This is a genomic window from Ruminococcus flavefaciens MA2007, from assembly GCF_000621845.1.
GTDB lineage: Bacteria > Bacillota > Clostridia > Oscillospirales > Ruminococcaceae > Ruminococcus > Ruminococcus flavefaciens_E.
The window spans coordinates 333,605-344,278 of the sequence record NZ_KK211354.1 but is presented as its reverse complement, the minus strand read 5'-3'; the positions used below and the strand labels follow the sequence as shown (position 1 = coordinate 344,278).

Genomic DNA, 10,674 nt, shown 5'->3' with positions numbered 1-10,674 from the left:
CTCCTTTTTGTTCACATAACCTTCTTAGTATCTTTCCTATATCAGTTTTTATCTGACTATAAATCACCATTCGTCTATACTTCGGTGCAAACACTATATGATACTTGCAATTCCACTTGGAATGTGCTAAACTATTTATATCGTCTCGTTTCATGACGATACCTCCTTTGTTATTTTCAGTTTGGTTGGCAGACCATTACCATTATAACATGGGAGGTTTTCTTTTTCTACTCATAGCTAAAGCTTCTTTGAACCCCTGGCAGAGCCAGGGGTTTTCGGAATACAAAAATTATCCCCTTTGCTTTCGCAAAGGGGATTTTTTTAGTTATCGTTGTAAATAGTATCATCACGTTCTTTTGTATAGCCCGTCTTGTCAAAATATTTGTGCTCTACAGGCTCATTAAGAACAAGGCTTGTAACTTTCATAGTGTCTATCTGACCTATATCAGCAAAGTCTTTTGTATACCTCATTACTATACCCGTCCTCATATCAATAAGCATTTCAAGTGAATAATCACCTTCTGTGTAGCTGATAGCTGCGCATTGTCTGCCGAGTATCTCCTCTACGCCTTCGATATACCATTTATCAAATTCGTAAAAATCTCCTGCACCCGGATACAGTATATATTCATTTTCCACATTCACATGGTATGTATTCTGCTGAACAGGCTCGCCTGTTTCCTCATCATAAACCTTTATCCAGCGGTATTGGTCGGGCATATATCTGTCAAGATAATCAAAGAATTCATAGTACCATTCATAATATGTCTTTTCATTTTCATTGACTGATGTAGATATACCGTCATACAGGTAAGTTGTACCGAGTCCGTGTTCCAGATAATTATCGATCTCGCTTTCTATCCTGTAGTATTTGCCTCTGTTATCTGCAAAGCTGTGCACTTCATCGCTCCATACATTGCTTCCGTGCTCGCCGCGTATATTATATGTAATATCTGCCGAATCGAAGTAGTTATAGCTGTTCCACATCATATGATAGATAAAGCTCTTGTTTTCAAGGGTATTAAGCTCGTCAAAACCGCCTGCATTCCATATCTGCTGCGCGTACTTCTCTGTATCTACCTTTTTGAATCTGTATGTGCCGTTATTCCATGCATTGTCCAGCTCTGCCAGCAAGCTGCTTGTTTCGGCTGTATTATAATACTTTTTCTCTTCATGGAGCTGTAACTGTGCAAACTCGCCGTCGTTGGAAGGCGCTTCGACAGTCGGAAGCTCATTATTGCTGTTGTGAGCATTCTGGTCTTCTTCGTTTTTCATCTTGACCGAGAATGAAGCTACTTTCCATACGCCGTCCTCGGGAAGAAGCTCTATATTCGCAACTATCCTCTGTCCGTCAGGTCTTTCATATTCTCTGGTGCAGGTCACCAGCTTTTCGAGAGAGCCCACTTCAAGGTCTTCAATAATACTATCGCCGTTTATAATAAGCGTCGAACCGCCCTTTTCAAACTCGGACGAGACAAGCTTGTAATTGCTGAAATTATACAAGCCGTCAAATCCGTATGCATAGCACTTATCAGGCTCGCAAAGGCTCTTTGCATAGACTTTATCATTATAAAGGATAAACGTCAGTAAATACTTGTTAGCAAACGGATCGTCCTTGAAATCATGGCCTACCTCATAGCTGCCGATATCAGGACCAACATACCTTTCACGGGAAGCTTTTATAAAGGTATCAGTGAAAAAAGCATCTAATTCCTTCCATGTATCAAGTCTTTCATCTTTAACTGCGTAATAATACTTGGTGATACTCATTTGCTTGCCCACCTCGGGAACGAATTCGTCACTGTTGAACCATATCTCGTCCGAAAGGTCAATTGTATTTGTTTCGGGATACTGAGCTCTCTGTATCAGCTCAACATTGCTGAGAAGCTTATCCACAACAGTATCATCGCTGAAAATATCAGCTTTTGTCACGCCTTCGGAAGTTGCCTCCGTTACGCCGGTATTGCTGCTTGAGCTCATGTGCTGAACCTTTGACGAACGGGAAAGCATTACGCCGCCGAATGCTCCGCCAAATAGTACCAAAGCAGCCGCTGCTGCGGAAAAATACCTGTAAAGCTTGGGACGGCTGTAGCGCTCTACGCCCTCTGCGCTGACGATGAAGCCGTCATCGGAAGCTGCGCTCTCCCCTGCCTTCAGTATATCATACTTTCTTTTGCTTATTTCATATATCTTTTCTTTTCTCTTGTCGTCCACTGCCTTATACCTCGAAGAAATCTTCTCTATGTCCGAATCCTTGTCGCTGAAAATCATATCAAGCTCGTCTTTCATATCCTATCCTCCTATCTGGCAAAGCCTGCCTGCAATAACAGCTCGCGCAGCTTTTTCACCGCACGGCTGCCCCTTGCGCGGACATTATCCGCTGAAAGCTCAACTATCCTGGCGATCTCCTTGGAGCTTCGTCCGTAGAAATACTTCTGTATTATTATTGTAGAGTCGGGCTCGCCCAGCTCACTGACCTTATCGTACAGAAGCCGCCGCATCTCTGTGGTTTCTGAGGACTCTGCAACGTTTTCCTCCGAGACCAGCTCCCCTGTTTCCTCAATGGAAACATTACGCTCCTTGTGACGTGCTACTCTCCTGTATGTATCAACTGCCTTATTACGCGCAACCGCCGCCACAAAGGCTTTAAGGCTGCCATTTATGTCTTCATGCTTATCAAAATAGAAAAAGCAGTGAGCAAAGACGTCTCCCACACATTCGTCTATATCCTCGGGCTTTGCATAACATTTAAGCTTTGCATAAACTATAGTATAGACGTAGTTGAAGTATTTGTCGTAAAAGGCTCGCTGTCCCCTTTCGGGAGCAGATTTTATCAGCTGCACAAGATCATTTTCATTCATTTTGTCTCACTCCTTACCATGTACATGATAATTGGTATTTGCCCTTTCATTAATACTAATCGCTTGATGTCTCAAAAACGAAACGGCTGAAGATATATTTTTATTATTTAACCATATAACTGTAAAAAATTCTCTATCGGGTATTTACTTTTTGAGGGAAATATGATATTATATTAGTATTATAGATGTGGTTAGTCATTTTTTTAACAAGGCAGTCATACTGCCTTATTCACAGGGGAGGGCGTTATGCAGGTCGTTTTATGTGCTCTTATCGGCTATCTCTTCGGAAATATCAACCCTGCTTTCATTATCTCAAAGCTAAAGGGATTCGATATTCGTCAGAGAGGCTCGGGAAACGCGGGAGCTTCAAACACTGTTATCACTGTCGGAAAGAAAGCAGGTCTTTTTGTTGCCCTTTTCGACATCTTCAAGGCTGTTGCAGCCTCACTTTTAGGTGCTTATCTGTTCCCACAGCTCAGATTTGCAAAAATCCTTGCAGGTTCATGCTGTATTCTGGGACATATCTTTCCTGCCATTATGAGATTCCACGGCGGAAAAGGTCTGGCTTCTCTGGGCGGAACTATCCTCGCATTCAATCCGATCGTATTTGTACTGCTTCTCGGCTTTGAGATGATACTGGGCTTCTCTATGGACTATGTATGCGTTGTGCCTGTTACAGGCTCTGTGATATTCACTATGATATACGCTCTTATCACGGGCGATCCCGTCGGTACGGCTATACTTTCCGTTGTGGCACTGGTCATTCTCTTCAAACATATCGAAAATTTCAAGAGAATACAGAACGGCACGGAGGCTCATATAAGCTTCCTGTGGAAAAAGGAACAGGAGATCGCAAGGATCAAAAAAAATACAGACGATTAAAAAAGTCCCTTCGGGGGCTTTTTTGTGACCTCATATGCGTCAGCCGCAGCGCTCAGTTACTCAGCGGCAGTTAGGAGTCTTTTTTATGCAGAGCAAAACCTCGGATATGTGCGAGGGACCTCTGGTCAGCAAGATAATTCTTTATACTATCCCTATCATTCTCACAGGCGTTTTGCAGCTTCTTTTCAATGCTGCCGACCTTGTAGTGGTAGGACGGTGCTGCGGTGATATCTCCGTCGGCGCTGTGGGTGCAACAGGCGCTCTTATAAACCTTATGGTAAACCTTTTCATCGGTCTGTCAGTCGGCGCAGGCGTTACAGTTGCTCACGGCATAGGCTCGGGCAGGGCTGAGGACGTCCGCAGGACAGTCCACACGGCGATACCTGCCGCATTTATAAGCGGAGCTTTCCTCACCGTAATCGGTGTGCTTTTCTCGGGTACTTTTCTGAAAATGATGGATACTCCAGCAAATGTACTGCCCCTCTCGGCGGCATACATGAAGATATACTTCTGCGGAACTATCCCCAGTATGCTCTATAACTTCGGCTCGGCGATACTCCGTGCCGCAGGAGACACAAAGAGTCCGCTTTACTTCCTTACAATTGCAGGCGTACTCAATGTAATACTCAATCTTTTCTTTGTTATCGCACTGAAAATGGAGGTAGCAGGAGTAGCACTTGCCACTTCCCTTTCACAGGCTCTTTCAGCGGCGCTCATAGTCCGCGCTCTTATGAAAAGAGAGGACGCCTGCAAGCTGGAGCTGAAAAAGATGAAGATTTACGGCAGACAGCTCAAGCGTATAATACAGATAGGTTTCCCTGCGGGACTACAGTCGTCAATATTTGCAATTTCCAATGTAATCATACAGTCCTCTATCAACGAATTCGGAAACACACTTGGACACGTTGTTCTGTCAGGCAATTCAGCCGCTCAGAACATCGAGGGCTTCGTATATACCTCGATGAACTCCTACAGTCAGACCTCGCTGAACTTCACAGGTCAGAACTACGGTGCAGGCAAGCTTGACCGAATCAAAAAGATAATGTGGATATGCCTTATCGCTGTGTTCTGCACCGGTATGACTCTTGGACTCACGGCGCTGTTCTTTGGCAGACCGCTGCTGTCCATATACCTCACAGACTCCGAGGAGGCTATAAAATACGGCATGATACGTATGACCTATATCATGATACCATACTTCCTCTGCGGACTTATGGACGTGACTACAGGACTTATCCGCGGTCTTGGACGCTCTGTGCTGCCTATGCTCATAACCGTTATAGGCGTTGTCGGCATAAGGCTGGGCTGGATATTCGGCGTGTTCAGGATCCCGAAATACCACTCTCTGCAAAGCCTTTACTTCTCATACACAATTTCATGGTTAGCAACGTTTCTCGTTGAACTTGGAGTTTTCCTGTTCATTATGCGAAATCTGAAAAAAGAACATCAAGAATAGCACAAGCTTACATCAAAAAGGACGGCTCACGCCGTCCTTTTTCTATTTTCCTGTTACCTCACAAGAAGTGAACGCCGCTTCTTCCTCACGGATAAAGTATCCTTGCTCGGCACTGCACACAGGACACTCCTGCGGCGGCTCGCTGCCCACATGGATATGACCGCAGTTAAGACATATCCAGCGCTGCTGGGTATCGTCGCTGCGGAAGAGCCTGCCCTCACGGTAGAGCCCTGCATAGTAAGCAAACCGAGTACCATGCTCCTTTTCTATCTCGGCTATGGCGCGGAACTTCCGAGCTGCCTCGGTGAAGCCATCGTCGTCTGCGATACGTGCAAAATCGGGATATACAACTACGTGCTCCTTTTCCTCTTCCTTCTGCGAAGCGTCAAGAAGCTGCCCGATATCCTCGAACACATCGGCAGGATAGCCTGCGGTAACGTCAACTGTCTGTCCTGCGGCGTCCTTCATAAGCTTCCAGAACACCATTGCATGGCGTTCCTCCTGCTCGGCTGTGAACCTGAACATACGCTCAAGTCCGATAAGTTTCTGCTGCTGAGCTATAAGCGCCGCCTGATAATATCTCTGGCGTGACTGGCACTCACCAGCAAAAGCCCGCATGAGATTCATGCGGGTCTGGCTTTTGTTAAGATCTGTTTGCATGAGACCACTTCCTTTCAGAAGCAGTATCTGCAAATTTTTTCAAATTATTCCGAAATATCATTCGTCCAGTATCGTGTAGCGGTATTTCATGATGTTCTCCGGATTCTTTAATCTGATATTCTGGATATGTCCGCACTGCGGGCAGGCGTCACAAATGACCTGACTTCTCTTTGGTTTCAGCTTCATCTCTTCTCCTTCGGGATAAAACTGTACCGCATAAGGAGTCACAAGAGTTCCTTTTACGACTTTAGTCGCGCAATACTCACAAACATTATCCATTAAATCGCCCCCCTTGCAGAAAAAAATAGTATTTTTCATATTATACCATATTTTTCGGCTTCTGTCAACAAAAAGAGCGGACTTATTTGCCCGCTCTTTTAATGAATTCAGCTGTTTTTTATATCTCGTTTACTTTTCTCTTGATGTAAGAAGTGTGGAGAACCTCATGAGCCTTGTGGCTGCCCGGCTTCTCGAAGAATTCCTCATAAACCTTCTTGATAGCAGGGTTCTCGTGAGACTGACGGAGAGGCATTGACTTGTCGAGGTTGTAGAGAACCTTAGCTCTCTCTTCTCTGATGTCAACGAAGTTTCTTACGCCCATTGGAACCTGTGGCTGACCGCCGCCGTTTACACAGCCGCCGGGACAAGCCATGATCTCGATGAACTGAGCCTTGCAGCTGCCGTCTCTGATGCTGTCAAGAACCTTTCTTGCGTTAGCAAGACCGCTTGTAACGATAACATTTACATCTGTACCTGCAACGTTGTATGTTGCTTCCTTGATATCCTTTGTTCCGCGAACCTCAGGAAGGTCTGTAACGTTCTCGCCTGTGAGTGTATATACAGCAGTTCTGAGAGCTGCTTCCATAACTCCGCCTGTAGCACCGAAGATAACGCCGGCACCAGTTGAGATTCCCAGCGGATCGTCGAACTTCTCCTCAGGAAGTGAGTTGAAGAGGATACCTGCACGCTCGATCATTCTGCCCAGCTCACGAGTTGTGAGAGCGTAATCAACATCAGGAACGCCTGCTGCGCTCTGATCAGGTCTGCCGATCTCGAACTTCTTAGCAGTACATGGCATGATAGATACCATAACGATATTCTTGGGATCGATACCCATCTTCTGAGCCCAGTATGTCTTAGCTGTAGCACCGAACATCTGCTGAGGTGACTTACATGTTGAAAGGTGATCGAGAAGATCAGGATAGTAGTGCTCACAGAACTTGACCCAACCGGGTGAGCAGGATGTGATAAGAGGAAGTGTTCCGCCGTTCTTGAAACGATCGAGGAACTCGTTAGCCTCTTCCATGATTGTAAGGTCAGCAGCAAAGTCTGTATCGAATACCTTGTCAAAGCCGAGTCTTCTGAGAGCTGCCACCATTTTACCCTCAGCATTTGTGCCGATAGGATTGCCGAAGCACTCGCCGAGACCTGCACGAACAGCAGGAGCTGTCTGAACGAGAACAGTCTTCTCAGGATCAGCGATAGCTGCCATAACTTCCTTAGTGTAGTCCTTCTCAGAGAGAGCGCCTACAGGACATACTGCGATACACTGTCCGCAGGATACGCAGCTTGTCTCGCCGAGTCCCATGTCGAATGCAGAACCGATATATGTCTTGAATCCACGCTCGTTAGCGCCGATAACGCCGATGCCCTGTGTCTTTGCACATACTGCTACGCAGCGGCGGCAAAGGATACACTTGTTATTGTCACGGTACATATGAGGAGCAGAATTGTCTACCTCGTACTCGTTCTTAACGCCGTCGTAAACTGTAGCGTCCTCAACGCCGTAGTCCTTAGCAAGCTTCTGGAGCTCGCAGTTGCCGCTTCTTACGCAGGAGAGGCACTTTCTGTCATGAGTTGAAAGAATGAGCTCGAGAGTTCTCTTTCTTGACTCGATTACCTTTGGAGAGTTTGTGAGGATCTCCATATTGTTGGAACATGGGTATACGCAGCCTGCAACCAGACGGAAGCCTCTGCCCTCGTTTACCTCAGTAACGCAGATACGGCAGGCACCGATCTCGTTGATCTCTTTCATATAGCAAAGTGTAGGAATCTCAAATCCAGCCATGTGAGCAGCTTCAAGAACAGTAGTGCCCTTGGGGACTTCTAATTCAACACCGTTGATTTTTACTGTAATATTTTCCATTACTATTCCTCCGCTTACTTCTTGATGATTGCCTTGAACTTACATGTAGCGATACAAGCACCGCACTTCACGCACTTAGTCTTGTCGATCTCCATTGCAGCAAGCTTCTTGCCTGGAGCGATATAGTCAGTTCTTGTGATAGCGGAAGCAGGACACTGCTTAGCACACATACCGCAGCCGATACACTTGTCCTTTTCGATCTCGAAGCTGAGGAGGTCCTTACATACGCCAGCAGGACACTTCTTGTCAACAACGTGAGCGATGTACTCGTCACGGAAGCATCTGAGTGTGGAGAGAACAGGGTTTGGAGCTGTCTGACCGAGACCGCAGAGAGAGTTAGCCTTGATGTGGTAAGCCAGCTCTTCAAGCTTGTCGAGGTCCTCAAGAGTTCCCTTGCCCTTTGTGATCTTGTCAAGTATCTCCCACATTCTCTTAGTACCGATACGGCATGGTGTACACTTACCGCATGACTCGTCAACAGTGAATTCGAGGAAGAACTTAGCGATATCAACCATACAGTTATCTTCGTCCATAACGATAAGTCCGCCTGAACCCATCATTGAACCGATACCGATGAGGTTATCGTAGTCGATCGGGATATCGAAGTTTGAAGGATCGATACATCCGCCTGAAGGACCGCCTGTCTGAGCAGCCTTGAACTTCTTGCCGTTAGGGATACCGCCGCCGATCTCTTCGATAACTTCGCGGAGTGTTGTACCCATAGGAACTTCAACGAGACCTGTGTTCTTGATCTTGCCGCCGAGAGCGAATACCTTAGTACCCTTTGACTTCTCGGTACCCATTGATGCGAACCACTCTGCACCGTTGAGGATTATCTGTGGGATATTAGCATATGTCTCAACATTGTTGAGGATAGTTGGCTTCTGGAAAAGACCTTTTTCAGCTGGGAAAGGAGGTCTTGGACGGGGCTCGCCGCGGTTGCCCTCGATAGATGTCATAAGAGCTGTCTCCTCACCGCAAACGAAAGCGCCTGCACCGAGACGGAGGTCGATATCGAAGCAGAAATCTGTTCCGAAGATGTTCTTGCCGAGCATACCGTTCTCACGAGCCTGCTTGATAGCGATGTTAAGACGCTCAACAGCGATAGGATACTCAGCGCGGACATAAATATAACCCTGTGTTGCGCCGATAGCATAACCTGCGATAGCCATAGCCTCAAGTACAACATGGGGGTCGCCCTCGAGTACTGAACGGTCCATGAATGCACCCGGATCGCCCTCGTCAGCGTTACAGCAAACGTACTTCTGGTCAGCGTTCGGAACGATGTTGCGGGCAAGCTTCCACTTCATACCTGTGGGGAATCCGCCGCCGCCTCTTCCGCGGAGACCTGAATCGAGGATTGTCTGGATAACGTCCTCAGGAGTCATAGTTGTGAGGACCTTACCGAGAGCCTCATAACCGTCACGTCCTATGTACTCGTTGATATTTTCAGGATTGATAACACCGCAGTTTCTGAGAGCTACACGGTGCTGCTTTTTGTAGAACGAAGTATCGTCGAGAGACTTGATCTCGTCGCCTGCAACTGTCTCCTCATAGAGGAACTCCTTAACAGGGTTGCCGCCGATGAGGTGCTCATCAACGATACGTGGGATCTCGTCTACCTTAACACGTGAGTAGAAAGAACCCTCCGGGTATACGATCATGATAGGACCGCGCTCACAGAGACCGAAGCATCCTGTCTTAACGATCTGTACCTTATCTGTAAGTCCCTTATCTGCAAACTGCTTTTCGAGCTCCTCAATGATCTTTGGTGAGCCTGAAGATGTACATCCTGTACCGCCGCAGACAAGGACGTGTCTTTCATATTTTGAAGAAGCATTGCCATGTGTTCTGAGAGCAACTTCGCCCTTCATGCTGTCTCTGACAACCTTGAGTTCTTCAAGAGTTTTCATAAATTAACCTCCTAAATGGTAATGTTTGGAATCAAGCGTATTTTTCAATGATCTTATCTACGTCGTCAACAGTAAGACGTCCGTAAACGTCCTCGTTTACTGTGAGGACAGGTGCAAGACCGCAGGCACCGATGCAGCGGCAGGCGTCAAGTGAGAACTTACCGTCTGGAGTGCACTCGCCTCCGCCTATTCCAAGCTTTTCCTGAAGCTTATTGTAGATATCTCCTGAACCTTTAACATAGCAAGCTGTACCGAGACAGACAGAGATTGTGTACTCTCCCTTTGGATACAGTGAGAACTGAGCGTAGAAAGTTACAACGCCGTAGATCTTCTCGAGCGGGATACCTGTGTTGTCGGAAATAATTGCCTGGACCTCAATTGGAAGGTAGCCGTAAATTTCCTGAGCCTTCTGAAGGATAGGCATAAGAGCACCCTTGTCGTTCTTCTTTTCTTCGATGACCTTGAGGAGCTCAGCCTCCTGCTCTGGAGTACCCTTGAAGGGAACAGTTGATTTAGCTGAATTCATTTAATGGACCTCCTTGTGTATTAGCTGTGAAAAATGTAACAATGTCGACCATAAAAAATTTATGAGACAAAATATCATATCTCACATATCTTATGTATTATAACATAAAACGCGAAAAATTGCTATCGCCATTTTAGCCTAATTAGCCCCAAAATTACTGTATATTTTGCACAATTATAGCTAATAGTGACCACTCGGCGCAAAATAAGTTTTACAACTGTCAAGTCTCT

The 10,674-nt window shown here is 46.2% G+C and carries 10 protein-coding genes; 2 read left to right on the top strand and 8 right to left on the bottom strand.

Features of this window, described 5'->3' with window-relative positions:
• The 3 genes from T497_RS16915 to T497_RS0113045 form a co-directional block, all read right to left on the bottom strand.
• On the bottom strand, positions 1 to 154 hold a 154-nt coding region (locus T497_RS16915), incomplete at its 3' end, for a transposase (RefSeq protein WP_037324588.1).
• 167 nt (positions 155 to 321) lie between these two features.
• Positions 322 to 2,289 (bottom strand): hypothetical protein, encoded by a 1,968-nt coding sequence (locus T497_RS0113050; protein ID WP_028515992.1) that lies wholly within the window; start codon positions 2,287 to 2,289, stop codon positions 322 to 324.
• Positions 2,290 to 2,300: 11 nt separating this feature from the next.
• Positions 2,301 to 2,861 (bottom strand): RNA polymerase sigma factor, encoded by a 561-nt coding sequence (locus tag T497_RS0113045; protein WP_028515991.1) that lies wholly within the window; start codon positions 2,859 to 2,861, stop codon positions 2,301 to 2,303.
• Positions 2,862 to 3,107: 246 nt separating this feature from the next.
• Here T497_RS0113045 and T497_RS0113040 point away from each other — a divergent pair, with 246 nt between their 5' ends.
• Together T497_RS0113040 and T497_RS0113035 are read left to right on the top strand one after the other, a co-directional pair.
• The gene (locus T497_RS0113040) at positions 3,108 to 3,743 is read left to right on the top strand and encodes a glycerol-3-phosphate acyltransferase (RefSeq protein ID WP_028515990.1); all 636 of its coding nucleotides are present in this window, start codon (positions 3,108 to 3,110) and stop codon (positions 3,741 to 3,743) included.
• A gap of 85 nt (positions 3,744 to 3,828) precedes the next feature.
• Positions 3,829 to 5,199 carry an MATE family efflux transporter gene (locus T497_RS0113035; RefSeq protein WP_028515989.1) on the top strand — a complete coding sequence of 457 codons (1,371 nt, stop codon included), beginning with the start codon at positions 3,829 to 3,831 and terminating at the stop codon, positions 5,197 to 5,199.
• A 42-nt stretch (positions 5,200 to 5,241) separates the two neighbouring features.
• Here T497_RS0113035 and T497_RS0113030 read toward each other — a convergent pair whose 3' ends face one another.
• The 5 genes from T497_RS0113030 to T497_RS0113010 all read right to left on the bottom strand — a co-directional run bounded on the left by T497_RS0113030 (position 5,242) and on the right by T497_RS0113010 (position 10,444).
• Positions 5,242 to 5,859, bottom strand: coding sequence for a rubrerythrin family protein (locus T497_RS0113030; RefSeq protein ID WP_028515988.1), 618 nt, complete (start codon positions 5,857 to 5,859; stop codon positions 5,242 to 5,244).
• A 57-nt stretch (positions 5,860 to 5,916) separates the two neighbouring features.
• Positions 5,917 to 6,138 carry a hypothetical protein gene (locus tag T497_RS0113025; RefSeq protein ID WP_028515987.1) on the bottom strand — a complete coding sequence of 74 codons (222 nt, stop codon included), beginning with the start codon at positions 6,136 to 6,138 and terminating at the stop codon, positions 5,917 to 5,919.
• A gap of 118 nt (positions 6,139 to 6,256) precedes the next feature.
• Entirely contained in the window at positions 6,257 to 8,005 is a 1,749-nt protein-coding gene (locus T497_RS0113020; RefSeq protein ID WP_028515986.1) for an NADH-dependent [FeFe] hydrogenase, group A6, read from the bottom strand.
• 14 nt (positions 8,006 to 8,019) lie between these two features.
• Positions 8,020 to 9,879 (bottom strand): NADH-quinone oxidoreductase subunit NuoF, encoded by a 1,860-nt coding sequence (locus T497_RS0113015; RefSeq protein WP_051530678.1) that lies wholly within the window; start codon positions 9,877 to 9,879, stop codon positions 8,020 to 8,022.
• Positions 9,880 to 9,949: 70 nt separating this feature from the next.
• A complete protein-coding gene (locus T497_RS0113010) occupies positions 9,950 to 10,444 on the bottom strand; it encodes a complex I 24 kDa subunit family protein (protein ID WP_024859289.1) in 495 nt (164 codons plus the stop codon).
• Between the last annotated feature and the right edge of the window lie 230 nt (positions 10,445 to 10,674).